Source organism: Variovorax sp. V118 (assembly GCF_041154445.1).
GTDB classification, from domain to species: Bacteria; Pseudomonadota; Gammaproteobacteria; order Burkholderiales; family Burkholderiaceae_C; genus Variovorax; species Variovorax boronicumulans.
The window spans coordinates 880,004-903,914 of sequence record NZ_AP028663.1; the positions used below are offsets into that span (position 1 = coordinate 880,004).

At 67.5% G+C, this 23,911-nt stretch carries 25 protein-coding genes and 3 tRNA genes; 16 read left to right on the forward strand and 12 right to left on the reverse strand.

Features of this window, described 5'->3' with window-relative positions; all coding sequences use genetic code 11:
- Nucleotides 1–11 precede the first annotated feature (11 nt).
- Both ACAM52_RS04060 and ACAM52_RS04065 read right to left on the reverse strand, forming a co-directional pair.
- The gene (locus ACAM52_RS04060) at nt 12–656 is read right to left on the reverse strand and encodes a TIGR02281 family clan AA aspartic protease (RefSeq protein WP_062469972.1); all 645 of its coding nucleotides are present in this window, start codon (nt 654–656) and stop codon (nt 12–14) included.
- 7 nt (nt 657–663) lie between these two features.
- Complete coding sequence (locus ACAM52_RS04065; RefSeq protein WP_095746332.1) at nt 664–1,149, reverse strand: YajQ family cyclic di-GMP-binding protein; 486 nt, start codon at nt 1,147–1,149, stop codon at nt 664–666.
- 43 nt (nt 1,150–1,192) lie between these two features.
- Here ACAM52_RS04065 and murB point away from each other — a divergent pair, with 43 nt between their 5' ends.
- Together murB and ACAM52_RS04075 are read left to right on the forward strand one after the other, a co-directional pair.
- Complete coding sequence (murB, locus tag ACAM52_RS04070) at nt 1,193–2,245, forward strand: UDP-N-acetylmuramate dehydrogenase (protein WP_307588747.1); 1,053 nt, start codon at nt 1,193–1,195, stop codon at nt 2,243–2,245.
- Between the two features lie 4 nt (nt 2,246–2,249).
- The gene (locus ACAM52_RS04075; protein ID WP_369646194.1) at nt 2,250–3,083 is read left to right on the forward strand and encodes a hypothetical protein; all 834 of its coding nucleotides are present in this window, start codon (nt 2,250–2,252) and stop codon (nt 3,081–3,083) included.
- A 100-nt stretch (nt 3,084–3,183) separates the two neighbouring features.
- On the opposite strand, the gene argG is transcribed toward ACAM52_RS04075, so the two are convergent.
- The 4 genes from argG to ACAM52_RS04095 all read right to left on the reverse strand — a co-directional run bounded on the left by argG (nt 3,184) and on the right by ACAM52_RS04095 (nt 6,052).
- Nucleotides 3,184–4,524 (reverse strand): argininosuccinate synthase, encoded by a 1,341-nt coding sequence (argG, locus tag ACAM52_RS04080; RefSeq protein WP_369646195.1) that lies wholly within the window; start codon nt 4,522–4,524, stop codon nt 3,184–3,186.
- Between the two features lie 15 nt (nt 4,525–4,539).
- Nucleotides 4,540–4,866, reverse strand: a complete 327-nt coding sequence (locus ACAM52_RS04085; RefSeq protein ID WP_062469962.1) for a pyrimidine/purine nucleoside phosphorylase — start codon at nt 4,864–4,866, stop codon at nt 4,540–4,542.
- Nucleotides 4,867–4,992: 126 nt separating this feature from the next.
- Nucleotides 4,993–5,640, reverse strand: coding sequence for a hypothetical protein (locus ACAM52_RS04090; RefSeq protein WP_369646196.1), 648 nt, complete (start codon nt 5,638–5,640; stop codon nt 4,993–4,995).
- Between the two features lie 58 nt (nt 5,641–5,698).
- Nucleotides 5,699–6,052: an ArsC family reductase gene (locus tag ACAM52_RS04095; RefSeq protein WP_369646197.1), complete on the reverse strand. Its 354-nt coding sequence runs from the start codon at nt 6,050–6,052 to the stop codon at nt 5,699–5,701.
- 36 nt (nt 6,053–6,088) lie between these two features.
- Here ACAM52_RS04095 and folC point away from each other — a divergent pair, with 36 nt between their 5' ends.
- The 11 genes from folC (at nt 6,089) to ACAM52_RS04150 (ending at nt 14,871) form a co-directional block, all read left to right on the forward strand.
- A complete protein-coding gene (gene folC, locus ACAM52_RS04100) occupies nt 6,089–7,396 on the forward strand; it encodes a bifunctional tetrahydrofolate synthase/dihydrofolate synthase (RefSeq protein ID WP_095950847.1) in 1,308 nt (435 codons plus the stop codon).
- 72 nt (nt 7,397–7,468) lie between these two features.
- Nucleotides 7,469–8,344 (forward strand): SPOR domain-containing protein, encoded by an 876-nt coding sequence (locus tag ACAM52_RS04105; protein WP_159275268.1) that lies wholly within the window; start codon nt 7,469–7,471, stop codon nt 8,342–8,344.
- A 35-nt stretch (nt 8,345–8,379) separates the two neighbouring features.
- The gene (locus tag ACAM52_RS04110; protein WP_070062414.1) at nt 8,380–8,865 is read left to right on the forward strand and encodes a CvpA family protein; all 486 of its coding nucleotides are present in this window, start codon (nt 8,380–8,382) and stop codon (nt 8,863–8,865) included.
- Nucleotides 8,866–8,877: 12 nt separating this feature from the next.
- Complete coding sequence (gene purF / locus ACAM52_RS04115) at nt 8,878–10,380, forward strand: amidophosphoribosyltransferase (RefSeq protein ID WP_095746326.1); 1,503 nt, start codon at nt 8,878–8,880, stop codon at nt 10,378–10,380.
- 21 nt (nt 10,381–10,401) lie between these two features.
- A complete protein-coding gene (locus tag ACAM52_RS04120; protein WP_070062416.1) occupies nt 10,402–11,625 on the forward strand; it encodes an O-succinylhomoserine sulfhydrylase in 1,224 nt (407 codons plus the stop codon).
- An 11-nt stretch (nt 11,626–11,636) separates the two neighbouring features.
- Nucleotides 11,637–13,025 carry a glutamate--tRNA ligase gene (gltX, locus tag ACAM52_RS04125; protein ID WP_369646198.1) on the forward strand — a complete coding sequence of 463 codons (1,389 nt, stop codon included), beginning with the start codon at nt 11,637–11,639 and terminating at the stop codon, nt 13,023–13,025.
- Nucleotides 13,026–13,061: 36 nt separating this feature from the next.
- Nucleotides 13,062–13,137, forward strand: a tRNA-Ala gene (locus tag ACAM52_RS04130).
- 51 nt (nt 13,138–13,188) lie between these two features.
- A tRNA-Glu gene (locus ACAM52_RS04135) sits at nt 13,189–13,264 on the forward strand.
- Between the two features lie 69 nt (nt 13,265–13,333).
- Nucleotides 13,334–13,410, forward strand: a tRNA-Asp gene (locus ACAM52_RS04140).
- A gap of 218 nt (nt 13,411–13,628) precedes the next feature.
- A complete protein-coding gene (locus ACAM52_RS04145; RefSeq protein WP_070062418.1) occupies nt 13,629–14,000 on the forward strand; it encodes a hypothetical protein in 372 nt (123 codons plus the stop codon).
- Nucleotides 14,001–14,364: 364 nt separating this feature from the next.
- Nucleotides 14,365–14,871 (forward strand): DUF4337 domain-containing protein, encoded by a 507-nt coding sequence (locus tag ACAM52_RS04150; RefSeq protein ID WP_369629705.1) that lies wholly within the window; start codon nt 14,365–14,367, stop codon nt 14,869–14,871.
- Between the two features lie 158 nt (nt 14,872–15,029).
- Here the strand turns inward: ACAM52_RS04150 and ACAM52_RS04155 are convergent, their stop codons facing one another.
- The 5 genes from ACAM52_RS04155 to ACAM52_RS04175 form a co-directional block, all read right to left on the reverse strand.
- Entirely contained in the window at nt 15,030–16,673 is a 1,644-nt protein-coding gene (locus ACAM52_RS04155) for an ATP-binding protein (protein WP_369646199.1), read from the reverse strand.
- A 169-nt stretch (nt 16,674–16,842) separates the two neighbouring features.
- Nucleotides 16,843–17,106 (reverse strand): hypothetical protein, encoded by a 264-nt coding sequence (locus tag ACAM52_RS04160; RefSeq protein WP_070062421.1) that lies wholly within the window; start codon nt 17,104–17,106, stop codon nt 16,843–16,845.
- 73 nt (nt 17,107–17,179) lie between these two features.
- Nucleotides 17,180–17,695 carry a hypothetical protein gene (locus ACAM52_RS04165; protein ID WP_354343854.1) on the reverse strand — a complete coding sequence of 172 codons (516 nt, stop codon included), beginning with the start codon at nt 17,693–17,695 and terminating at the stop codon, nt 17,180–17,182.
- Entirely contained in the window at nt 17,685–18,635 is a 951-nt protein-coding gene (locus ACAM52_RS04170) for a universal stress protein (protein ID WP_369646200.1), read from the reverse strand. Before ACAM52_RS04170 ends, ACAM52_RS04165 begins: the two co-directional genes overlap by 11 nt.
- 419 nt (nt 18,636–19,054) lie before the next feature.
- Complete coding sequence (locus tag ACAM52_RS04175; protein ID WP_369646201.1) at nt 19,055–19,678, reverse strand: TetR/AcrR family transcriptional regulator; 624 nt, start codon at nt 19,676–19,678, stop codon at nt 19,055–19,057.
- A 110-nt stretch (nt 19,679–19,788) separates the two neighbouring features.
- Here ACAM52_RS04175 and ACAM52_RS04180 point away from each other — a divergent pair, with 110 nt between their 5' ends.
- Entirely contained in the window at nt 19,789–20,598 is an 810-nt protein-coding gene (locus tag ACAM52_RS04180; RefSeq protein ID WP_369646202.1) for a siderophore-interacting protein, read from the forward strand.
- Nucleotides 20,599–20,613: 15 nt separating this feature from the next.
- Here ACAM52_RS04180 and ACAM52_RS04185 read toward each other — a convergent pair whose 3' ends face one another.
- On the reverse strand, nt 20,614–21,624 hold the full coding sequence (locus ACAM52_RS04185; protein WP_369646203.1) for an AraC family transcriptional regulator: 1,011 nt from the start codon (nt 21,622–21,624) through the stop codon (nt 20,614–20,616).
- 184 nt (nt 21,625–21,808) lie between these two features.
- Here ACAM52_RS04185 and ACAM52_RS04190 point away from each other — a divergent pair, with 184 nt between their 5' ends.
- Nucleotides 21,809–22,603 (forward strand): SDR family oxidoreductase, encoded by a 795-nt coding sequence (locus ACAM52_RS04190; RefSeq protein WP_369646204.1) that lies wholly within the window; start codon nt 21,809–21,811, stop codon nt 22,601–22,603.
- Between the two features lie 50 nt (nt 22,604–22,653).
- A complete protein-coding gene (locus ACAM52_RS04195; protein ID WP_369646205.1) occupies nt 22,654–23,907 on the forward strand; it encodes a styrene monooxygenase/indole monooxygenase family protein in 1,254 nt (417 codons plus the stop codon).
- Nucleotides 23,908–23,911 lie beyond the last annotated feature (4 nt).

Genomic DNA, 23,911 nt, shown 5'->3' on the forward strand with positions numbered 1-23,911 from the left:
CGGGAGCGGTCTCAGTACCGCTTCTCGAGAATCATCTCGTCGGCGTCGCGCCGCATAGAGAAGCGGTTGAGAAAGCTGTTGCCCAGCAGCACGAAGGGCATGGGTTGCTGCGAGACGATGGCATCGATGTCGTAGACCTCGACGTCGCCCACGCGCACGCTTTGCAGCCGCAGCCTGTAGCCCGCAGCGTTGCCGTTGGCCGTGCGCATCTGCACCAGCTGCCCCTTGCTGTAGTCGAGCCCGATGCGCTGGGCATCGACCGCCGACAGCGCGATGGTGGTTGCGCCGGTGTCGAGCATGAAGGTGACGGCGCGGCCGTTGATCTGGCCCTGCGTCATGTAGTGGCCTCGGCTGTCGGCCTGCAGCACGATGCGGTTGCCACCGCTGCCGGCAATGCCGCCCCGGCCGATGCTCACGGGCGAATCCATGCGCAGCGAAAAACGCTTGCCCGCCGATTCGACCACCGCCTGGTCGGCCTGCAGCGACACCAGCTTGACGCCCTGGAAGGTCTCCCCGACCGCCACCGTCTTGGGCGGCGCGCCGTTCACGATGAGGATGGCGCGGCTGCCGATGGAGCCGGTCAGCGTGACCGAGTCGGCGGCGTGCGCCGCCATGGCCGCGGCCGCCCACAGCGCCGCGACGAGGAGCGCCTTCATGCGCGGGTCAGTCGCGGAAATTGTTGAAGGACAGCGGCATGTCGGGCACGTCCTTCTTGATGAGGGCCATGGCGGCCTGCAGGTCGTCGCGCTTGGCGCCGGTGATGCGCACGGCGTCGCCCTGGATCGCGGCCTGCACCTTGAGCTTGCTGTCCTTGACGATGCGGGTGATCTTCTTGGCCTGCTCGCTCTCGATGCCGTTCTTGATCTTGATGACCTGCTTGACCTTGTCGCCGCCCATCTTCTGGACGTCGCCCTTGTCGAGAAAACGCACGTCGACGTTGCGCTTGGTGAGCTTGTTGCGAAGGATGTCTTCGACCTGCACGAGCTGGAACTCGGCATCGCCGATCATGGTGATCTCCTTGTCCTTGAGCTCGACGGCGGCAGCGGTGCCCTTGAAATCGAAGCGCGTGCCGATTTCCTTGGCGGTGTTTTCAACCGCATTCTTCACTTCGGGCAGATTGGGCTCGCAGACGGTATCGAAAGACGGCATAGGCTCTCCTGGACGCACGGGGACTGAATGCGACAATTCTCCCATGATCGTGGAGTCCAATGTCCCGCTGCAGCCCTACAACAGCTTCGGCATCGTCGCGCGTGCGCAGCACCTGGCGCGCATCACCAGCGAGGCCGACCTGGCCGCGCTGCACGCCGATCCGGCCTGGCGCGACGAACCCCGTTTCGTGCTCGGCGGCGGCAGCAACATCGTGCTCACGGGCGACGTCAAGCCACTGGTGCTGAAGGTCGAAATCAAAGGTCGCCGGCTGGTCGAAGAGACGCCGCGTGCCTGGATCGTCGAGGCCGGCGCCGGCGAAACCTGGCACGACACCGTCGAATGGATGGTGCGCAGCGGCTACCCGGGGCTGGAAAACCTGGCGCTCATTCCCGGCACCGTGGGCGGCGCGCCGGTGCAGAACATCGGCGCCTATGGCGTCGAGCTGCAGGACCGCTTCGACTCGCTCGACGCCTTCGACCTCGAAACCGGCCGCGCCTTCACGCTCGACGCGGCGCAGTGCGCCTTCGGCTACCGCGATTCGGTCTTCAAGCATGTGCGCAGCGGCCCGAACGATTTCGGCCTGGCGGGCCGCGCGGTCATCACGCGGGTGCGTTTCCGGCTGCCCAAGCCCTGGAAGCCGGTGGTCGGCTACCTCGACCTCGAGCGCAAGATGGAAGAAACCGGCAATTTCACACCGAGCGCGGTCGACATCTTCGAGTGGATCTGCGCCATCCGCCGCGCCAAGCTGCCCGACTGGCGCGTGCTGGGCAACGCCGGCAGCTTCTTCAAGAACCCGACGGTCACGCCCGAGCAGTGCGCCGACATCATCGCGCGCGACCCCAAGATCGTTCACTACCCGATGGACGACGGCAGCATCAAGCTCGCGGCCGGCTGGCTCATCGACGCCTGCGGCTGGAAGGGCAAGTCGGTGGGCAACGCCGGCGTGTACGAAAAGCAGGCGCTGGTGCTGGTCAACCGCGGCGGTTCGGCCAACCCGGTGACCGGCGGCGAGGTGATGACCCTGGCCAAGGCGATCCAGACCAGCGTGTACGAGCGCTTCGGCATCCGATTGGAGCCGGAGCCGGTGGTGGTCTGACGCGGTGGATCTCGACTTCCTGCACCTGAACTACCGCCGGCGCATCGCCGTGCTGGGCTGGGCGCAGCTTGCCGTCATCGTGGCGGGCATCGCCTCGGTGTTCCTGGTGCGGGCGGGCTGGTGGGGGTCGGTGCTGCTGATCCTCGCGGCCCTCTTATTCGCGGGGCTCCTGAGCCAGATCGAACTCAGCCTGCGCCGCCAGTTCATCCGCGAGGCCCGGCTGCCGCCGTTCCTGATCGGCAAGCTCCGCGCGGCGCACCCGCAACTGAGCCGACGCGACGCCGAGTTGGTGCTGCGCGGGCTGCGGCAGTTCTTCATGGCGTACCTGCGCAGCAACCTCAAGTTCGTCGCCATGCCCTCGCGGGTGGTCGACACGGCCTGGCACGAGTTCATCCTGCACACGCAGGGCTACCAGACCTGGTGCCAGGCGGCCTTCGGGCGCATGCTGCATCACAGCCCGGCCGAGGTACTGGGCCAGGATGCGCGGCGCAACGACGGCCTGCGCCGCACCTGGTACTGGGCCTGCAAGGAAGAAAGCATCGACCCGCGCAATCCGGCGCGGCTGCCGTTGCTGTTTGCGCTGGACATCAAGTTTGCGATTGCGGACGGCTTTCACTACATCCCCGATTGCCGGGCGGTCGAGCGAGAAATCGGCTCTGACGCGCACTGCGGCACGAGCTTCGGCGATTCGTCGTCCGACGGCGGCAGCTCGGGCGATGCCGGAGGCTTCGGCGGCAGCGAGGCGAGCGGGAGCGGCGATGGCGGCTCCAGCGACGGAGGTGGCGCGTCCGATGGCGGCGGTGGATGCGGCGGCGGGTGCGGAGGCGGCGGCGACTGACGCCGGGGCATTTCCCAAAGTCTCCCAAAGAAAAACGGGCCGCGAGGGCCCGTTTGTCATTGCCGCCCTTGCGCGTGGCAAGGGCAGGGGAGTCGATCGATCAGCTCGCGTCGCCGTCGTTCGCCAGCTTCGGCAGCGAGGCGCCTTCGCCCGACGACAGCAGGCCGACCTGCGTGTAGATGGCGAGCTTTTCGCGCGTGTCGACGATGTCCAGGTTGCGCATCGTGAGCTGGCCGATGCGGTCCAGCGGCGTGAACGCGCCTTCGACCTTTTCCATGCTCAGGCGCTCGGGCTTGTAGGTGAGGTTGGCCGATTCGGTGTTCAGGATCGAGTAGTCGTTGCCGCGGCGCAGCTCGACCGTCACTTCGCCGGTGATGGCGCGTGCCACCCAGCGCTGGGCCGTTTCGCGCAGCATGATGGCCTGCGGGTCGAACCAGCGGCCCTGGTACAGCAGGCGGCCGAGGCGGCGGCCGTTGTCGCGGTACTGCTCGATGGTGTCTTCGTTGTGGATGCCGGTGACCAGGCGCTCGTAGGCGATGAACAGCAGCGCCAGGCCCGGGGCCTCATAGATGCCGCGGCTCTTGGCTTCGATGATGCGGTTTTCGATCTGGTCGCTCATGCCCAGGCCGTGGCGCCCGCCGATGCGGTTGGCTTCGAGGATCAGCTCGACCAGGTTCGTGTAGCGCACGCCGTTCAGCGCGACGGGCACGCCTTCCTCGAAGCGCACCGAGACGGTTTCGCGCTTGACTTCGACTTCGTCCTTCCAGAAGGCCACGCCCATGATGGGCTGCACGATCTGCATGCCGCTGTTCAGGTGCTCGAGGTCCTTGGCTTCGTGGGTGGCGCCCAGCATGTTCGAGTCGGTCGAGTAGGCCTTCTCGGACGACATCTTGTAAGCGAAGCCGGCCTTTTGCATGAACGCCGACATTTCGGCGCGGCCGCCCAGCTCGTCGATGAAGACCTGGTCGAGCCAGGGCTTGTAGATCTTCAGCGCGGGGTTGGTGAGCAGGCCGTAGCGATAGAAGCGCTCGATGTCGTTGCCCTTGTAGGTGCTGCCGTCGCCCCAGATGTGGACGTCGTCTTCCTTCATGGCCGACACCAGCATGGTGCCCGTCACCGCGCGGCCCAGCGGCGTGGTGTTGAAGTAGGTGACGCCGGCGGTGGTCACGTGGAAGGCGCCGGCCTGCAGGGCGGCGATGCCTTCGTTGGCCAGCTGTGCGCGGCAGTCGATGAGGCGGGCGTTCTCGGCGCCGTAGAGCATTGCCTTGCGCGGGATCTCGTCGTAGTCGGGCTCGTCGGGCTGGCCGAGGTTGGCGGTGTAGGCGTAGGGGATCGCGCCCTTGAGCTTCATCCAGTGCAGCGCCGCGCTGGTGTCCAGGCCGCCCGAGAAGGCGATGCCGACCTTCTGGCCGGCGGGAACGTTTTGGAGAATGGTCGACATGTCAGGGGTTCCGTTTCAACCGAAGTGGCAGATGTAGCTGTAGGGCTCGCCGCTCACGCGGATCTGGAAGCTCGAATTGCCCGGGATGCTGAACTTCTGGCCGGGGCCCGAGGCGATCCATTCGCTGGTGCCCGCGAGCTGGTATTCGCAGCTGCCGCCGGTGCCTTCCATGATCTCAGGCGCGCCGGTGTTGAAGGTGAGGGTGGAGGGCAGGACCACGCCGACCGATTTCTTGGTGCCGTCCGCCAGGGTGAGGTTGTGGCTCACGCACTTGCCGTCGAAATACACATTGGCCTTGGTGGCCACTGCGGCGCTGTTGATGGTGTCGGTAGTCGTCGTCATTGGATGGATGGCGCCGGCGCCTGCGCGTTCGGCGGATCGAGGGACGCGCCGCGGCAGCAGCACCCCCGGGGTTGGAGAAGCCCTCGATTTTAGGGGCTCGGGCGAGCCGGCCCGCCGTGGGGGAACTCAGTAGCGCCAGCCGTGGCGATGGCCGCCCCATCCGCGATAGCCACGGTAGTAGCCGCCACCGCCCCAGCCGCGCGAATAGCCCAGGTTCAGCGAGATGCCGACCGGCGGGTAGACGTAGGGCTGCGCATACGGGTAGGTGTAGGCGGGCTGCACGTAGACGGGCGGGGCATACACCGGGGCCGGCTGCACGTAGACCGGCGCGGGCGCGTTGGACACCACCACGCCGGGTTCGGGTACGACGCTGTCCCAGGGGGAGTTGGCACCTTGTTGGTACTGCCCCTGTTGCGGGTACGGCTGGTACTGTTCCTGGTACTGCGGGCCGTTGTTCGCCTCGACCGGGTAGGGCTGCAATTGCGACTGCGGCTGGACCGGCGCGGTGGTCACGCCGGACGTGGTCACCCCGTAGCCGCTGGCCTGGATCGGGATGGTGGCGCCCGGCCGGCTGGTGGTGCGGGTCGTGTACTGGCGGCCCTGGTATTCGTAGGTGACGTTGTAGCTGACGTCGCTGCCGGTCGTTTCGCGGATCGGCGTGGCGGAAATCACCCGGGCCTGGACTACTTGCTGGGCCTGCGCGACGCTGGCGCCCGTGGCCAGCAGGCCGGCCGCCGAAAGCCCCGTGAGGATGCGAAAAACGTGTCTGTTCATGGTGTTCTCTCCTGCAGATCGGGGTTGGAGGCCGGCCGGCGGGACGGGGTTCCGGGGTTTACACGGCGTTCACAGCCCAGCTATCGGCATCGAAACCAGTCGTTACGCCCGTGTTCGGGCCCCAATCGACCACCGGCCGCTTGATCAGGCTGGGGTTGCCGAGCAGCACGGGGCGGGCCGAGGCGGCGTCGACCACCGCGTCGCGCGTGGCCTCGTCCAGCTTGCGCCAGGTGGTGCCCTTGCGGTTGACCAGCGCCTCCCAGCCGGGGGCCTGGAGCCAGCGGTCGAGCTCGGTCTCGGGCACGCCCTGTTTCTTGAAATCGTGGAAGGCGTAGGCCACGCCATGGTCGTCGAGCCAGGCGCGGGCGCGCTTGACGGTGTCGCAGTTCGGAATGCCGTATAGGGTTGTCATGGCCGCCATGATGCCGCGAGCGGCGGGTCGGCGACAATGCCGGCCTCCATGGAAACCCTGAACGACTGGCTCGCGCGCGCCGAGCACCTTCATCCCGACAAGATCGAACTCGGGCTCGATCGCGCCAAAGAAATGGCGCAGCGTCTGGGCCTGCGTTTCGACTGCCCCGTCATCACGGTGGCGGGCACCAACGGCAAGGGCTCGACCTGCGCCATGCTCGAATCGATCCTGACGCATGCGGGCTACCGCACGGCCGTGTTCACCTCGCCGCACCTGGTGCGCTTCGAGGAGCGGCTGCGGCTCAAGGGCGAAGCGGTCGATGCTTCCAAACTGATAGCAAGCTTCGAGGTGGTGGAAAAGGCCCGTGGCGACATGGCCCTGACCTACTTCGAGTTCACCACGCTCGGCATCCTGCATTGCATGATCCAGGAGAAGCCCGACGTGGCGATCCTCGAGGTCGGCCTGGGCGGCCGGCTCGACGCGGTGAACATCATCGACGCCGACTGCGCGGTCATCACCAGCATCGACCTGGACCACATGGAGTACCTCGGCCCCGACCGCGAAAGCATCGGCTTCGAGAAGGCCGGCATCCTGCGCGCCGGCAAGCCCGCCATCGTGAGCGACCCGGTGCCGCCGCAAAGCGTCATCGACCACGCCAACGCCATCGGCGCCGACCTGTGGCGCTTCGGGCACGACTTCAACGTCTCGGGCGACAAGCAGCAGTGGGGCTGGTCGGGCCGGGGGCGGCGCTACAGCGGGCTGGCCTATCCGGCGCTGCGCGGCGCCAACCAGTTGCTCAATGCGGCGGGCGTGCTCGCGGCGCTCGAGGCGCTGCGCCCGCAACTGCCGATCACGGCGCAGGCGGTGCGCAATGGGCTCGCGATGGTCGAGCTGCCGGGCCGCTTCCAGATCGTGCCGGGCGAGCCCACGCTGGTGCTCGACGTGGCGCACAACGCCCACGCCGTCGCGGCGCTGGCCGAGAACCTCGACGCGATGGGTTTTTCGCCCACCACGCACGGCGTGTTCGGCGTCATGGCCGACAAGGACCTCGCGCCCATCCTGGCGCGCATCGGGCCGCTGATCGATCGCTGGTACTTCACCGACCTGCCCACGCCGCGCGCCGCCAAGGCGGCCGATCTGCTGGCCGCGTGGCAGGCCCAGAACACGCGCAAAGACGCTTCCGGCAGCGTGCACGCGAGCCCGATGGACGCCCTGCGCGCGGCCATCGAGCAGGCAGGTGCCACTGATAGAATCGTGGTCTTCGGATCGTTCTTCACCGTGGGTGGCGTCCTCGAAAACGGCACCCCCCGGCTGCAAGCCAAACACCTGCTGCCAGGCGGCTGATCGTCGGGCTGTCCACACCCATCCGGCACCATCGGGCACCACCTCGCTGCACTCCTCCAGGGATCGAACTTCATGGCGTTTTTCAAGTTCCGCGCGCGCGGCCCACAAGGCAACGAAGGACGCAGCGCCCCCGCGGCGGTGCCGGCGGAAAGTGTCGAATCCATGCGCCGGCGTGCGCGCCATCGGCTGCTCGGCGCGGCGGTGCTGGTGCTGGTCGGCGTGATCGGCTTTCCGCTGCTGTTCGACACCCAGCCGCGCCCCGTGCCGGTCGACATCCCGATCGAGATTCCCGACCGCAACAAGGCCAAGCCGTTGCCCGTGCCCGCCACGCCGGCACCCGCGACGAGCAGCGCGCCGTCGTCGTCGTCCGACGGCAGCTCCCGCGTGGCGGCAGCCTCGTCGGCCGGCGGCATGATCACCGAGACCGCCGACGGCACCGTGATCGAGCCCGGCACGACCGTGCCCGCCACCCCGGCGGCGCCCAAGCCCGCCGTGGAGCCGAAGAAGCCCGAACCCAAGCCGGAACCCAAACCCGAGCCGAAGCCCGAACCCAAACCGGAGCCCAAGCCGGAGCCGAAAAAGCCCGAACCGAAGCCCGAGCCCAAGCCGAAGCCGGAACCCGCCAAACCCGCCGCGAACGCCGACGACGGCGCCCGCGCCCGCGCGCTGCTCGAAGGCAAGCCGCCCGCCGCCGCACCCAAGCCGGCCGCCGACGACAACGGTCGCTTCGTCGTGCAGGTCGGCGCCTTCGCCGATGCCGACAAGGCGCGCGAAGTGCGCCAGAAGCTCGAGCGCGCCGGCCTCAAGACCTACGTACACGTCGCCAAGACGACCGACGGCGAACGCACGCGTGTGCGCGTCGGGCCGTTCGCCTCGCGTGCCGAGGCCGAGAAGGCCGCGGACCGGGTCAAGGGCTTGTCTTTGGCCGCAGCCATCCTCACGTTGTAAGCACCGCCGTCGCCCGCTGCCTGTAGTTCATTGCCGTGGCCCTGCTCGACTGGATCGCCATCGCGCTCATCGTGCTGTCGATGCTGTTCGGGCTGGTGCGCGGCCTGGTGTTCGAAGTGATTTCGCTGATCGGCTGGGTGGCCGCCTTCATCGTGGCCCAGTGGGTGGCCTCCGACGTGGCGGCCTGGCTGCCGTTCGGCGACCCGCAGGCCACCTGGCGTTACCCGCTGGCCTTCGTGCTGGTGTTCGTGGCGGTGGCGTTCGGCGTGGGGCTGGCAGCGGCCCTCACGCGCAAGCTGATCGCCGCGGTCGGCCTGCGGCCGGTGGACCGGATTTTGGGAGCAGCGTTCGGCGCGGCACGGGGGGCGGTGGCCCTGCTCGTGCTGGCGGTCGTTGTTCATTTGCTGGCGTTGAGCGACAGTGCCTGGTGGCACGAATCGCGCAGCGCCATTGTTCTCGATGCGGCATTGCAGGGCCTCAAACCCTCGCTGCCTGAAAAGTTGGCAAGCTACCTGCCCTGAGAGGAATCGTTCATGTGTGGAATCGTCGGCGTTGTCAGCAACGCACCCGTCAACCAGCTGCTCTATGACGCGCTGCTGCTGCTGCAGCACCGTGGCCAGGACGCGGCCGGCATCGTGACCTTGCTGGAGCGCAAGTTCTTCATGCACAAGGCCAAGGGCATGGTGCGCGACGTGTTCCGCACCCGCAACATGCGCGCGCTGCCCGGCAACGTGGGCCTGGGCCAGGTGCGCTACCCGACCGCGGGCAACGCCTACAGCGAGGAAGAGGCGCAGCCCTTCTACGTGAACGCGCCCTTCGGCATCGTGCTGGTGCACAACGGCAACCTGACCAACGCGCACGCCCTGCGCGCGGAGCTGTTCTCCACCGACCACCGCCACACCAACACCGAGAGCGACTCCGAAGTGCTGCTCAACGTGCTGGCCCACGAAATCGAGCGTTCCTCGCGCGGCGTGCCGCTGCATCCGGCCGAGGTGTTCGCCGCCGTCAAGAACGTCTACAAGCGCCTGCGCGGCTCGTATGCCGTGGTCTCGCTGATCGCCGGCCACGGCCTGCTCGCCTTCCGCGACCCCTACGGCATCCGCCCGCTGTGCATGGGCCGCAGCGCCGACGGCACCGTCATGGTGGCCAGCGAATCGGTCGCGCTCGAAGGCTCGGGCCACGTGTTCGAACGCAACATCGAGCCGGGCGAAGCCGTGTTCATCGACCTCGAAGGCAACGTGCACTCGATGCAGTGCGCCGAAGGTGCGTCGCTCAACCCGTGCATCTTCGAGTTCGTGTACCTCGCGCGTCCCGACTCGGTGCTCGACGGCATCTCGGTCTACCAGGCGCGCCTCAACCTGGGCGAAACGCTGGCCAAGCGCGTGGTCTCGACCGTGCCGCCGAACCAGATCGACGTGATCATCCCGATTCCCGAGTCGAGCCGCCCGAGCGCCACGCAGCTCGCGCACCTCCTGGGCATTCCGTACCGCGAAGGCTTCGTGAAGAACCGCTACGTGGGCCGCACCTTCATCATGCCGGGGCAGGGCGTTCGCAAGAAGTCGGTGCGCCAGAAGCTCAACGTGATCGGCAGCGAATTCAAGGGCCGCAACGTGCTGCTGGTCGACGACTCCATCGTGCGCGGCACCACCAGCCGCGAGATCGTGCAGATGGCGCGCGACGCCGGCGCGCGCAAGGTCTACCTGGCCAGCGCCGCGCCGCCGGTGCGTTACCCGAACGTCTACGGCATCGACATGCCGACCAAGGACGAACTCGTGGCGCACGACCGCACCGTCGAGGAAATTCGCGAGCTCATCGGCTGCGATGCGCTGATCTACCAGGACGTCGACGCCATGAAGCGCGCCATCGGCTCGCTCAACCCGAAGCTCGCCGGTTTCGACGCCTCGTGCTTCGACGGCGTGTACGTGACCGGCGACATCGACACCGCCGCCATCTCGCGCATGAACGGCAACCGTCCGCGCATCGAGGAAAACGAAGAAGACGCTTCGCGCCTCGCCCTGCCGAACCCCAGCGAGTAAGAGAAAGAAGAGAGGGCCGACGTGAGCCAAGACGAACGCACCTTGCCACCCGGCCTGCACCGCGACACCCTCGCGCTGCGTACCGGCCTGGCGCCCAGCCAGCATGGCGAGCACTCGGAGGCCCTGTTCCTCACGAGCGGCTTCGTGCAGCCCGACGCCGAAACCTCGGCCCGCCGCTTCGCCGGCACCGAGGCCGGCTTCACCTACTCGCGCACCTCGAACCCGACGGTCGCCAGCTTCGAGCAGCGCCTGGCCGCGCTCGAAGGCACCGAGGCCGCGATCGGCGCCTCGACCGGCATGGGCGCGATCCTCATGATGTGCATGGGCCTGCTCAAGGCCGGTGACCACGTGATCTGCTCGCGTTCGGTGTTCGGCTCCACGCTGAACCTGTTCGGCAAGGAGTTCGCCAAGTTCGGCGTCGAGACCACCTTCGTCTCGCAGACCGACGTGGCCGAGTGGCGCGCGGCGCTCAAGCCCAACACCAAGCTGCTCTTCGCAGAAACGCCGACCAACCCGTTGACGGAGGTCTGCGACATCCAGGCACTGGCCGACCTGGCCCACGGCGTGGGCGCGCTGCTCGCGGTCGACAACTGCTTCTGCACGCCGATCCTGCAGCGGCCGGCTGAGCTGGGCGCTGACCTCATCATCCATTCGGGCACCAAGTACCTCGACGGCCAGGGCCGTGTGATGGCTGGCGCGATCTGCGGTCCGTCGAAGCTCATCGTCGATGTCTTCGGCCCCGTGGTGCGCACCGCCGGCATGGCGCTGTCGCCATTCAATGCGTGGGTCGTGCTCAAGGGCATGGAAACGCTCGGCATTCGCATGAAGGCGCAATGCGCGAATGCGCTGGCCGTGGCGCAGTGGCTCGAGCAGCAGCCCGGCATTGCGCGCGTGTACTACCCCGGTCTTGCCTCGCATGGACAGCACGAACTCGCGATGCGCCAGCAGTCGGGGCAGGGCGGGGCGGTGGTGTCGTTCGACGTGGTCGGCGACACGCCCGACGCCGCGCGCGCCAACGCCTTCCACGTGATCAACAGCACGCGCGTCGTGAGCATCGCCACCAACCTGGGCGACACCAAGACCATCATCACGCACCCCGGCACGACCTCGCACGGCCGCCTCACCGAAGTGCAGCGCCAGGCTGCCGGCATCAGCCAGGGGTTGATCCGCCTCGCGGTCGGCCTCGAATACATCGACGACATCACGGCCGACCTTTCGCGCGGCCTGAGCACCCTGACTTCCTGATTTTTCATTTCATGACCGGCAAAGTTCGCACCCGCATCGCACCGTCTCCCACCGGCTTCCTGCACCTGGGCACGGCGCGCACCGCACTCTATTCGTGGGCCTATGCGCGCCACCACGGCGGCGAGTTCGTGCTGCGCATCGAGGACACCGACGTGGCCCGCTCCACGCAGGACTCGACCGACCAGATTCTCGCGTCGATGCACTGGCTCGGCCTCGACTACGACGAAGGCCCGATCTACCAGATGCAGCGCCTCGAGCGCTACCGCGAAGTCATCGCACAGATGCTCGCGGCCGGCACCGCCTACCACTGCTACTGCACGCCGGCCGAGCTCGACGAGATGCGCGAAGCCCAACGCGCGCGCGGCGAGAAGACGCTGTACGACCGCCGCTGGCGCCCGGCGCCGGGCAAGGTGCTGCCGCCCGTGCCGGAAGGCGTGCCGCCTGTGGTGCGCTTTTGCAATCCGCCCGAAGGCGATGTGACGTGGAACGACCTCGTCAAGGGCGAGATCACCATCAACAACCGCGAGATCGACGACCTGATCATCCTGCGGCCTGATGGTGTGCCCACCTACAACTTCGCGGTGGTGGTCGACGACTGGGACATGGCCATCACGCACGTGTTCCGCGGCGACGAGCACATCAACAACACGCCTTGGCAGATCAACATCTTCCGCGCGCTCGGCGCACCGCTGCCGCAGTTCGGCCACGTGCCGGTGATCCTCGGCGACGACGGACAGAAGCTCTCGAAGCGCCGCGGTGCCGTGAGCGTCACCGCGTACGAGGACAACGGCTACCTGCCCGAAGCCATGCTCAACTACCTCGCGCGCCTGGGCTGGAGCCACGGCGACGACGAGCTCTTCACGCGCGAGCAGATGGTGAGCTGGTTCGACGGATCGCACCTGTCGAAGAGCCCCGCGCAGTGGGACGCGGCCAAGCTTGCATGGGTGAATGCGCAGTACATCAAGGCCAAGAGCGGCGACGAGCTTGCGCCGCTTGTTGCAGCGCAGTTGCAAAAGCGCGGCATCGTCGCCGACGAGCGTCTGCCTGCGATCTGCGCGCTCTTCAAGGACCGTTGCGATACGACAGTGGCGCTCGCTGGTTGGGCTGCAGCGTTTTATGCGGACATCGAAGTGAGCGATGCAGACCGCGCGCAGCACATCACCGATGCAGTGAAGCCCGCGATCGCAACACTCGTTGAAAAATTGATGACGGTCGCCTGGGAGAGGGCCGAAATCGCAGTTATGATCAAGGAAGTCCTCGCGACACACGCGCTGAAAATGCCCGTGTTAGCGATGCCAGTACGAGTGCTTGTGATGGGAACATCGCAGACACCGTCCCTCGATTCAGTGCTCGAAATTTTTTCCCGCGAAAAAGTTATCGAGCGATTGAAAAAGGCCTGAAAAATCGGGCTATAATTCGAGGCTCGACACCCACACGGGGGTATAGCTCAGCTGGGAGAGCGCTTGCATGGCATGCAAGAGGTCATCGGTTCGATCCCGTTTACCTCCACCATCAAAGTGTCGAGTAGGTTAGAGATGCTGATCGCAGCACGTCCAAGGTTTTGACCCTATCGTCTAGAGGCCTAGGACACCACCCTTTCACGGTGGCTACCGGGGTTCGAATCCCCGTAGGGTCGCCAGTTTCACTTCGGTGAAGTCGGCACGAGTCGTCAACACTCGGTTCCGCAAGGAACGAACGTTGTCTACCAGGAGTGGTAGTTCAGTTGGTTAGAATACCGGCCTGTCACGCCGGGGGTCGCGGGTTCGAGTCCCGTCCACTCCGCCAAACACAAGCCCCAGTAGCAGTTTTGCTACTGGGGCTTTTTGTTTTGCTCGGGGGCTTGAGCGCGGATTGGCACTTGTTCCTGGGATTCCGGCTAACCCACCTCGACCAGCTGGCAGCGTGACATTTGGGAACGTTCTTCACCGTGGCGATGTACGCGGCGCCGCAAGGCCAGGCGTTGGTTGTGCATCAGGGCTATTTCTCGCCCTCCAGGAGATGAAATGACTTTCCCCCGAGCCACTCTCAAGCTGGGTTTCGCAGGTCTCGTTGCTGCCGCAGCCTTGTTCACCGCCGCATCGGCCAGTGCAGCCACCAGCTGGTCCATTGGCGTCAACCTGCCTGGCGTGGTCGTGAGCGAGCCCGCACCGGTCTATTACGAGCCGGCGCCTGTCTATTCGAGGCCCGCCCCGACCTACTACCAGCCCGCGCAGCCGGTCTACTCCGCCCCGGCACCTGTCTACTACGAGCCTGAATCCCGTTGGGAAGAGCGTCGCGCGCAACGCTGGGAGGAACGCCGCGCAGAGCGCCGCGAATGGCGCCGCCGGCAATGGGAGCGCGAGCAGCACCGCCGCTACTACGAGGATCGCGACTGATATCGGGAATGCCGATCTCTGCGAATCTGCCGGGCCTGGCATCAGTGATCTGCTGCCAGGCCCGGCTCGCACGCACGCGCGGTTGACCTGAGCGCAGCACGTTTCCGGAGCGCAGCCACGCGCTCCCGGCGGTTGCCTGCGAGCCCTGCGCATCCGCAGAGCCGACAGGACTTTCCCCGAGCCGTCGACGCATGAAGTCCGGGCATACTCGCGCGCCCTCCAGATTTCCAACAACAACGCCTAGAAGAACTTCATGTCAGGACACGGCTTTCACGTGCATGGTCCGCACGATCACGAACTCGAACATGCCGCCTCCGGCGGTCACGGCCACGGCCATGACGGTGCCGCCTCTCAAGGCAAGGGCATGAGCACGACAGGAAAGATTGCGGTGAGCACCGCGGCCATTGCGACGGCGGGCGCGATCTTCGCGTACATGGGCGGGGCCACGCAGGCCAACGCCGGCCTCTACAAGAACAACGCGGCCATCAAGAAGACCGAGGCTTCGAACCAGTGGAACTACTTCCAGTCGAAGAGCACCAAGCAGGCGCTGGCGGAGTTCGCACGCGACACCGCCACCGACGACGGCCGTCGCCAGGGCTGGCAGGTGAAGGTCACCCGCTACGAGCAGGAGAAGACCGAGATCCAGGCCGCCGCCAAGAAGCTGGAGGACGAGGCCAGCCGCTGGGACGCGCAATCCGAGACGCAGATGCACCAGCACCATCGCTGGGCGCAGGCCACTACCGTGCTGCAGGTCTCCATCGCGCTGGCGGCCATTGCGCTGCTCACCCGGAAGAAATGGCTGGAGCGCGCCATGTACGGCGTGGCCGTCGCGGGCGTGGCGATCGGCGCGCTGGCGGCGCTGCACATCTAGTGTGGTGTCCCACAAATAACTGCGCATGAAATCGCGCCTTTCACGCCAGGGCGGCGTTGCAAATCCTCGCGTACCTACGGGTATCGCTGCGGTTTGCGCCTTGCCCTGACGCGAAACGCATCGATTTCATTTTGCGCAGCTATTTGCGGGACACCACACTAGGACTTGGCGGGGCGATTCACCAGCGCGTGAATCCCGCGCAGGTCCAACCGCTCCAGCAGGTCGACAAGCAGAGCCAGGAACGGCGCGTAGGCGGCTTCGTCGGCGTGGCGTTCGATCCAGTGCTCGATGTCCGTGACGCGGCCCTGAAGCGCCAGACTGGCGAGTTCGTCCAGGGCGCGATCCTCCGGCATGGCATCTCGGGGCATCGCGGGCGCCGGTGATGGCTCGCCAGGCGCGGTCTCCCGCTGCGCGACGACGGGCCAGTCCGCGTCGGAGGCATCGACCGGCACCGACAGCACGAAGGAGAACGTCGCACCCTGACCGGCCACGCTGGCCACGCTCAGCGTTCCGCCCATGGCCGAGACGATGCGCTGCGCGATGAACAGGCCCAATCCCGTGCTGCCGCTCGCGGGGTGCATCTGCTGGAAGGCGCCGAAGATGTCGATGTTGCGGCTCATGTCGATGCCGATCCCGGTGTCACTGACAGCGAAGCTCAAGACACAGGCGCGCCCCTCGGGCCTGGCCGTGACCGACAAGGTCACCACGCCGTCGCGCGTGAACTTGGCGGCGTTGGACAGCAGGTTCAGCAGCACCTGCTGCATGCGCTTTCCGTCCAGGCCGATCCGCCGCGGCATTCGCTCGGAAGGGCGGTAGCGAAAGCGGTTGTTCCGCTGCGCGCACAGGGCGACGGCGTAGTCGGAAATGTCGTCCAGCAGGCGCGGCAGGTCGGTCGTGACGGGGTGGACCGTCAGCGGTTGCAGCTCTGCCTTGGCGTATTCCAGCAGTTCGTCGATCAGGTGGAGCTGGTACTTGACGCTGCGCTGGATGGTCAGCAGATGCTTGCGCTGCGTGTCGTGCGCATCGGCGAGCAGGAGGGACGCGTACCCGCCGATCGTCGCAAGCGGTGCGCGCAAGTCGTGGCCGATGTAGCCCAGGATCTCGACTTTCTGATGGGCCTTGGCCTCGATGTGGGCAAGGGCCGCGCGCAGATCGGCATGCAACGCGGCGGCGTGCATGTTGCCGAACGCGAGCGCGTAGCCGATGTGGGTCAACTTCAAGCCGAAGGCCAACAGGGTCTGGAAATTGCCCGATGCCAGAAAATCCTGTGGCACGGGAAAGAAGGGCGTGCCGACCAAGCGTGCACCATGAACCAGCAACGCCAACAAGGCGACGACGACCACTTCGGGGTTGCTGTTTCCCCCGCGCCCACGACCCATCATGCACAGTGCCTGGAGGGTCATCAGGGCGATCACCGACTGGGCCGCGCCGTACACGTAGACACGCGCCGAGGTGTTGTACGTGACATAGGAGAAGCAGGCCAGCAAGGCCACTTCCACCGCCAGTACCCCTGCCATCCAGGGCAGCCACGCGCGGCGCCGATCGAAGAACAGGCAGATGCCCACGTAAAACAGGACCGAACTCAGTGTCGTGAGGAAATTCCCGAGGAGGATGGAGAAGAAGTCGGGGATCCTGTCCCGCAGGATGAGCAGCAAGGCGCCGACGCCGAACACAAGGAAGCCGACGCCCCAGACCAGCAGATAGCGCGCGCGTCCCTTCGCCCACAGCGCCAGCATGCCGGCGGCAAGGACGAATTCCGCCAGCGCCGTGAAGAACGCAGCAGTTCCCAGATTCAGATTCATTTGGACTTCGATCGACGCTTGGCGATGCGCGTCGCTCCGAGGGGAGTCCGATTCTGCGGAGGATCTCGTCAGCCGCCTTTGCCTGGCGGTGCGCCGGTTTTGATCGGGCGCCCTGTCCGGTCATTGACCGGTTCGCGCCTTCCCAGGTTGCGCGAGTTCAGGCGCAGCGCTACCCCAGCAGCAAGACCTGCGTGCCGTCGGAGGCTACCATCACGCCCGGCGAGGCCGCATCGATCTCGATGCGGATGCCCATGTGCAAGGCCGGGTCCAGGGGGCGCTGGCGGCCCGCGTTGAAGAGCGCCACGTCGCGCAGGTAGGTGTCGTGCTGCGCCAGGTTCAGCACGAACTTCTCCGGATAGGCGCCGGTCGCGCTCAGGTGGTCCGAGAATTTCTCGGTCATCGTGAAGAAGAGGAACAGCGGGTTGTCGGCCATGCCGCAAATCTAGCCGCGCCGGCCGAAATCCGGCTACCGGGTTTGTGGGAGGGGCGGCGCCCGGCCGCAGCCCTCAGGCCATCCCGTAGCGCAGCAGCCAGTTCCAGATCACCGCCGAGCCGTTCGACATCGCCAGCGCCGCCTTCGCGTAGCCCATGAGGTCGGCCAGCCGCACCTCGGCGCGGATCACGACGTCGTGGCGCTGCAGGTCTTCTTCCTTCACGTCCGCGCGGCGCCGGTCGAGCTCGTCGCGCAGCACGGTGGCGTAGGCGCGCGGGCTCTTCAGGCGCAGGAACATGATCGGCTCCACCACGGCGTCGAGCGCGGGATCGACGAAGGTGTGGATCTCGGGTTCGCGCGAGACGACCTGGTCGCCGTGCGCGTCCCGGATCAGCTGCTGGGCCTCTTCGAGCGCGGCCTCGTTCGCCGCGTAGATCCGGCCGCCGCGTCCTTCGCAGATGAACACGTACTGGTCGGGTCGCGAGAGCCAGTCGACCGGCCCGCGCTGGGCGAAGACGGCCAGGCCTTCGGCGCCGGGCAGCAGCGACTGGCGCAGCGGGTACTTGGTGAGGGGGTCTTCAGCGAACATCTTGCAGCTTCCTCGAAATGACGAGCGACGGGGTGTCGGCGCGGCGGTCCGCGGGCACGACCAGCACGTCGCCCGTGGCCCAGCACAGCACGCGCTGCGCCACGCTGCCGAACAGGAAGTCGGCCAGCGGATGGGCGCGGCGCTTGCCGACCACCAGCAGCTCGGCGCGCGCGTGCTGCTGCTGCACCGTGGCCTGCCGCGCCGGGTCGCCGCGGCCGATGGCCGACAGCACGCGGTTGCGCCGCGCGCTCGACGAGTCGGTGAGCGAGAACAGCCGCTCGCGCGCCTGCCGCATGCTGTCGTGGCGGTAGGTCTTGATGGCGTGCTCGGACACCTCGGCGTAGCGCAGCTTGCTCTCGTGCATCGTGTTGAGTGCGTGGAACAGCTCCAGCGCGGCGTCGGGGTCCAGCCCGTGGGCCAGGCTCACGAGCTCGCGCGAGGCGGGCGTGAAGTCGACGGCCACGAGGATGCGGCTGTAGCGCAGGCGCGTGTCGAGCCGCGTCACGAGCACCGGGCAGCGCAGCTGCCGCAGCAGGCGCTCCACGGGTTGGCCGGCGAAGAAGGCGGCAGGCGAGCGGTCGCGTTCGTGGCTCAGCACCACGAGGTCGACGTAGCGCGCCTCGTCCACGATCTGCGTGAGGCCGCCGCCCGGTCCCGCGACCTGCTTGACCAGCACATCGAAGCGCGAGGCTATGGCGCGGGCCAGCCCTGCGAGGGCGGTCGCCGCCTCGGCGTGCGCGAGCGGCGCCAGGTCCGCGGGCGCGTACACGAGCTTCAGCAGCGCGCCGTGTTCGGCCGCGAGCAGGGCGGCGCGTTCGACCGCGCGGTTGCCGCGCGCCGTCAGGTCGGTGACGGCGAGGATGGATTGAAAGGACGGCGTGCTGGATGCGACGCCGCCTCCGGGAAGGGCGTGCTCCCGCTGAACCTGATGATGATGCATGACGCACTCCAGTCGAACGCGACCCCGGATGACGGGGGCGCAGCCGCGCGGGGCAGGTGCCCGGCGGTCGATGGTTTGCGCTGAAAAGAGAGAGGGGGAAAGAGGCGGACCGCCGGGCTCAGGAATGTGCGGGCGTCTGCTGGGCCGCCGCTGTCATCCGCGCCCACGCAGGCGTGCAACCGCCGGGGCGGGACGTCAGGGTGTGGAGGAAGGGCTGGGCGTTCATGCGGGGGAGTCTAGGCCGGATGCGGCCGAATCCACTCAGTACCCGCACAACCTTTGCCAGATTGGAGCCGCGCGGTGCAGGGCGTGCGCGGTTGGGCTTCCCATTTTTCCTTTTCATTTGTCATGCGCAGGAGGGGACGTGTTTCCGTGTCTGTCCCCGTCTTCCTGGAGGTTCACGCATGAGATCCCACTGCCTAGCGCCCGGCCGGGCCGCAGAGATAGCCCATGAGCGCATCGACGATCGAGGCCTCGAGCGCGGCCGGCTCGAACTGCGCGGGCGGCTCGATGACGGCCGCATGCACCAGCGTCTCCATGATCTGCAGCACCACCCAGGTGGCGAGGTCGAGGTTGCGCGGCGCGAGCTCGGGGCGGTGCTCGTCCAGCAGCTGGCGCACGCGCCGGAAGATGTCGTGGTCGGCCGGGCTTTCTTCGCGTGGCGTGTCGAAGAAGGGAAACTCCTTTTCGAGCACGCGATGCAGCGCCGGGTAGAGCGCATGCGCCGCGAGCAGCGCGCGCACCATGGCCTGCACGCGCCCGCGCAGGCTGCGCGCACGCGAGGCGGCCAGCACCTCGTCGATCACCGCGTACATCTGCCCCGCGTGCCGCTCGTGCAGCGCCGTGATCAGCGAGTCCTTGTTCGGGAAGTACTGATAGAGCGAACCCACGCTCACGCCGGCGCGTTCGGCCACCACGTTGGTGTTGGTGCCGGCATAGCCGCGCTCGCCCAGAACGCGAGCCGTGGCTTCCAGAATGACCTCGACCATCTGCTGGGAGCGCGCCTGGCGCGGCGCCTTTCTTGGCTGGGGAAGGGATTTCATCTGGCGTTCCGAATGCGAGTTTTCAATGCGAGTGAAGGCTCGTATTCTAAGAAGAACCGAGCAAATGCTCGCATTCAAGAGTTCGCAACATCCGAATCGATACACACACCATGACAGCCAATGCCTCCGAGGCCCACGCGCCGCGTGCGTTGCCTTCCGCCTTCCCGCTCCTGCAGCCGATCGCTGCGGTTCCACCCGAACGGGGCACGCGGCTGGAAGCCCATGTCCTCCAGTGCCGCCTCGTGACGCCGCACATGCGCCGCATCACCCTCGGCGGCCCGGATGTCGCGGCCTTCTTGCGCCACGCGGCAGCCGACCAACCCGGCGCCTGGGTGAAGGTGTTCGTGCCCGGCGGCGAAGGGCGGGCCTACACCCTTCGCCGCATCGACCGCGTCGCCGCCACGCTCGAGCTGGACTTCGTGCTGCACGGCGACAGCGGCCACGAAGGCCCCGCTTCGGCCTGGGCGGCACGGGCGCAGCCGGGCGAACGCATCGGCTTCGCCGGCCCGCGCGACGGTGGTTTCGCGCTCCCGGACGACGCGCGCTGGGTGATGCTGGCCGGCGACGCGACCGCGCTGCCTGCGATCCAGTCGATTGCCGCGAGCCTCGGGCCGGAGATCCGCCTCAAGACCTATGTCGAAGTGCCCACGGCGGCCGATGTGCAGGAGATCCGCAGCCAGGCTGTGTTGCGCACCTGCTGGCTCACCGGCGATCCGGCCGAGCCGGGGCTGGCGCTGCAACAGCAGCTGATGCACCGGCCGCAGCCGGCGGGGCCCGGTTACATCTGGCTGGCGGGCGAGTCGGGCGTGGTGCGCACGTTGCGCGCCCATTTCCTGAACGACCAGGGCCTGGCGCGCACGCGCCTGACCGCCAAGGGTTACTGGAAGCACGGCGAAGCAGATCACCGCGACCGGGCCTGAGCCCGACGCGCCGGGTCAGTGTTCCGCCGGTGCGTGGCGCGCGCGGGTGTCCGAGGGCCGCTCGCCGAAGCGTACGCGGTACTGGGCGGCGAAATGGCCCAGGTGAAGGAAGCCGTATTTTTCCGCCACGTCGCGCACGCCCGTCTGCGTGGACGCGGCCTGCAGCTCGGCGCGCACCCGGTCCAGCCGCAGCTCGCGCAGGAACTCCATCGGTCCCTGGCCCGCATGCTGGCGGAACGCGATCTGCAGGGCGCGCGCGCTGCAGCCGGCCTCGCGGCACACGTCGGCCAGCGACAGCGGCTGCTCGGCGTGTGCGGCCATGAACTCCTGCGCCTTGCGCACCGCGCGCGGCAGCAGGTGGCGCTGCGCATCGCCGGCCAGGGCGCGCGAGTGGTTGTGGCCCGCCGACATCAGCAGGCTCGACATCAGGTATTCCTCGGCATGCTCGGCCAGGCGCCCGCCGCCTTGCAGCGCATTGCCGGCGTCGAGCGTGAGCCGCAGGTAGTCGATGAAATGCACCAGCGGTGCGAGCGCGGGGTTGTCCAGCGGCACGCCGAGGTCGAACACCAGGTGCTGGCGCACGGGCGCCTGCAGCAGCGCCTCGAGCCGCGACAGCAGCGCCGCGCGCGCGATGCGCACGATCAGGTGCGGGCTGTCGTCGGCCCAGCGCATCGACAGCAGTTCGGTGGGCGAGGGCAGCGAGGCGACGCGCGGCGTGGCCTCGACCTGCTGGCCGCCGCAGCGGATGTCGGCGCCGCCGCGCAACGGAATCTGCAACAGGAAGAAATCCTGCAGGTAGCCTGGGTCGATCTGCACGCCGGGGCCGTACTGCACGTAATTGAGGCTCACGTCGCGGTGCAGCCGTGCGCTGTGGTGGCAGGCGTCCAGTTCGGTGCGCGGGCGCAGCATCGTGAGGCCGTGGGGGCAGAACACGCGGGCCACGCTCTCGCGCGCCTCGTCCATGTCGTGGCTCTCGAACAAACGGTAACGCTGCAGCGGCAGCCGTGGGGCGGTGGCGGTTTCCATAGGGAAGCGGGCAGACCGTAGCAAAAAGCCTTCCAGCCCACAATTCGGGCCGTCCCTTGGAACCCCTGAAAAAACCTGCGCGGCAGGGACAGCGCCTGCGTTTTCCGGATCGGCCGGCGAGGCCTTGCGTTCTACCTTTGGCCCATTCGCCGAACCGGCGATTCAACCGAGGAGAGCAAGCGTCATGTTCAAGGGTCTCGAAGGCAAAAGCGCCATCGTCACGGGTGGTTCGACATTGATAGGCGCCGGCGTGGTGCGCGCCTTCCACGCGGCGGGCGTGAAGGTGGTCATCGCCGACATCGACGCCGACAAGGGCCAGCCGCTGGCCGACGCGCTGGGCGCCGGGGTGCGCTTCGTGCGCACCGACATCACCGACGACGCGCAGGTGAAGGCCTGCGTCGACGAGGCCGCCACCCGCCACGGCGGCGTGCACTTTCTGGTGAACCTGGCGTGCTCGTACGTGGACGACGGCTTCAAGTCGCCGCGCGCCGACTGGCTCACCTCGTTCAACGTGAACGTGGCCAGTGCCGTGGCCATGCTGCAGGCGGTGCACCCGCACATGGTGGCGGCGGGCGGCGGGGCGGTGGTCAACTTCACCAGCATCTCCTCGCGCGTGGCCCAGACCGGGCGCTGGCTCTACCCCGTGAGCAAAGCCGCGATGGCGCAGCTCACGCGCAACATGGCGATGGACCTCGCCCCCGACCGCATCCGCGTGAACAGCGTCTCGCCGGGCTGGACCTGGTCGGCCGTGATGGACCAGCTGACCGGCGGCGACCGCGCGCGCACCGACCGCGTGGCCGCGCCCTACCACCTGCTGGGGCGCGTCGGCGATCCCGACGAGGTGGCGCAGGTGGTGCTGTTCCTGTGCTCCGAGCACGCCAGCTTCGTCACCGGCGCCGACTACGCGGTGGACGGCGGCTACTCCGCCATGGGCCCGGAGCAGGCCGTGCCGGCCATTCCCCGCCTGATGGAACCCTGATCGGCATCCACAACAACACCCCCACGAGACAACGAAAGAAGGAGCAAGCCATGAAGCGAATCGCCATCGTCGGCGCGGGCCAGTCGGGCCTGCAACTGGGACTGGGCCTGCTGGACGCAGGCTACGAGGTCACGATGTACAGCAACCGCACGGCGGACGACATCCGCCACGGCAAGGTCATGTCGAGCCAGTGCATGTTCCACACCGCGCTGCAGGTCGAGCGCGACCTCGGGCTCGACCATTGGGCCAGCGACTGCCCCACGGTGGACGGCATCGGCTTCGCCGTGCCGCACCCCGAGCAGAAGGGCGCCAAGGCCATCGAATGGGCGGCGCGGCTGAACTCCAGCGCGCAGTCGGTCGACCAGCGCGTGAAGGTGCCGGCGTGGATGGCGCTGTTCCAGCAGAAGGGCGGCGAGCTGGTCTTCAAGGACGCGGGCATCGACGACCTCGAGGCCTGCACCCGCAGCCACGACCTCACGCTGGTGGCCAGCGGCAAGGGCGAGATCTCCAAGCTCTTCGAGCGCGACGCCGCCAAGTCGACCTACGACCAGCCGCAGCGCGCACTGGCGCTCACCTACGTGAAGGGCATGCGCCCGCGCACGCCGTACTCGGCCGTGTGCTTCAACCTCATTCCGGGCGTGGGCGAGTACTTCGTGTTCCCGGCGCTCACCACCACGGGCCCGTGCGAGATCATGGTGTTCGAAGGCGTGCCCGGCGGCCCGATGGACTGCTGGGCCGACGTGAAGACGCCGCAGGAGCACCTGGCGCGCAGCAAGTGGATTCTCGACACCTTCACGCCCTGGGAGGCCGAGCGCTGCGCCGACATCGAACTCACCGACGACAACGGCATCCTCGCCGGCCGCTTCGCGCCCACCGTGCGCAAGCCGATCGCCACGCTGCCTTCGGGCCGCAAGGTGCTCGGCCTGGCCGACGTGGTGGTGCTCAACGACCCGATCACGGGGCAGGGCTCGAACAACGCGGCCAAGTGCGCCGACACCTACCTGAAAAGCATCCTGGCGCGCGGCGAGGGCGCGGCCGATGTGCCATGGATGCAGCAGACCTTCGACCGCTACTGGTTCGGCTATGCGCAGTGGGTCACGCGCTGGACCAACATGCTGCTCGCACCGCCGCCGCCGCACGTGCTCAAGCTGCTCGGCAGCGCCGGCGCCGTGCCGCCGATGGCCAGCGCCATCGCCAACGGCTTCGACGATCCGCGCACCTTCTTCCCGTGGTTTGCCGACCCGCAGGAGGCCGACCGCTACCTCGACACCTGCGCGGCTGCTGCCGCAGCAGCGGCTGCGTAGGCGG

Coding starts and splice junctions, on each gene's coding strand:
- ACAM52_RS04175 (WP_369646201.1), bottom strand. CDS start 19,678: ATGAAATCCCTTCCCCAGCCAAGAAAGGCGCCGCGCCAGGCGCGCTCC.
- ACAM52_RS04180 (WP_369646202.1), top strand. CDS start 19,789: ATGACAGCCAATGCCTCCGAGGCCCACGCGCCGCGTGCGTTGCCTTCC.
- ACAM52_RS04095 (WP_369646197.1), bottom strand. CDS start 6,052: ATGACAACCCTATACGGCATTCCGAACTGCGACACCGTCAAGCGCGCC.
- purF (WP_095746326.1), top strand. CDS start 8,878: ATGTGTGGAATCGTCGGCGTTGTCAGCAACGCACCCGTCAACCAGCTG.
- ACAM52_RS04185 (WP_369646203.1), bottom strand. CDS start 21,624: ATGGAAACCGCCACCGCCCCACGGCTGCCGCTGCAGCGTTACCGTTTG.
- ACAM52_RS04085 (WP_062469962.1), bottom strand. CDS start 4,866: ATGACGACGACTACCGACACCATCAACAGCGCCGCAGTGGCCACCAAG.
- ACAM52_RS04060 (WP_062469972.1), bottom strand. CDS start 656: ATGAAGGCGCTCCTCGTCGCGGCGCTGTGGGCGGCCGCGGCCATGGCG.
- ACAM52_RS04155 (WP_369646199.1), bottom strand. CDS start 16,673: ATGAATCTGAATCTGGGAACTGCTGCGTTCTTCACGGCGCTGGCGGAA.
- ACAM52_RS04145 (WP_070062418.1), top strand. CDS start 13,629: ATGACTTTCCCCCGAGCCACTCTCAAGCTGGGTTTCGCAGGTCTCGTT.
- ACAM52_RS04065 (WP_095746332.1), bottom strand. CDS start 1,149: ATGCCGTCTTTCGATACCGTCTGCGAGCCCAATCTGCCCGAAGTGAAG.
- ACAM52_RS04160 (WP_070062421.1), bottom strand. CDS start 17,106: ATGGCCGACAACCCGCTGTTCCTCTTCTTCACGATGACCGAGAAATTC.
- ACAM52_RS04090 (WP_369646196.1), bottom strand. CDS start 5,640: ATGAACAGACACGTTTTTCGCATCCTCACGGGGCTTTCGGCGGCCGGC.
- ACAM52_RS04105 (WP_159275268.1), top strand. CDS start 7,469: ATGGCGTTTTTCAAGTTCCGCGCGCGCGGCCCACAAGGCAACGAAGGA.
- ACAM52_RS04195 (WP_369646205.1), top strand. CDS start 22,654: ATGAAGCGAATCGCCATCGTCGGCGCGGGCCAGTCGGGCCTGCAACTG.
- folC (WP_095950847.1), top strand. CDS start 6,089: ATGCCGGCCTCCATGGAAACCCTGAACGACTGGCTCGCGCGCGCCGAG.
- ACAM52_RS04165 (WP_354343854.1), bottom strand. CDS start 17,695: ATGTTCGCTGAAGACCCCCTCACCAAGTACCCGCTGCGCCAGTCGCTG.
- gltX (WP_369646198.1), top strand. CDS start 11,637: ATGACCGGCAAAGTTCGCACCCGCATCGCACCGTCTCCCACCGGCTTC.
- argG (WP_369646195.1), bottom strand. CDS start 4,524: ATGTCGACCATTCTCCAAAACGTTCCCGCCGGCCAGAAGGTCGGCATC.
- ACAM52_RS04170 (WP_369646200.1), bottom strand. CDS start 18,635: ATGCATCATCATCAGGTTCAGCGGGAGCACGCCCTTCCCGGAGGCGGC.
- ACAM52_RS04190 (WP_369646204.1), top strand. CDS start 21,809: ATGTTCAAGGGTCTCGAAGGCAAAAGCGCCATCGTCACGGGTGGTTCG.
- ACAM52_RS04150 (WP_369629705.1), top strand. CDS start 14,365: ATGAGCACGACAGGAAAGATTGCGGTGAGCACCGCGGCCATTGCGACG.
- murB (WP_307588747.1), top strand. CDS start 1,193: ATGATCGTGGAGTCCAATGTCCCGCTGCAGCCCTACAACAGCTTCGGC.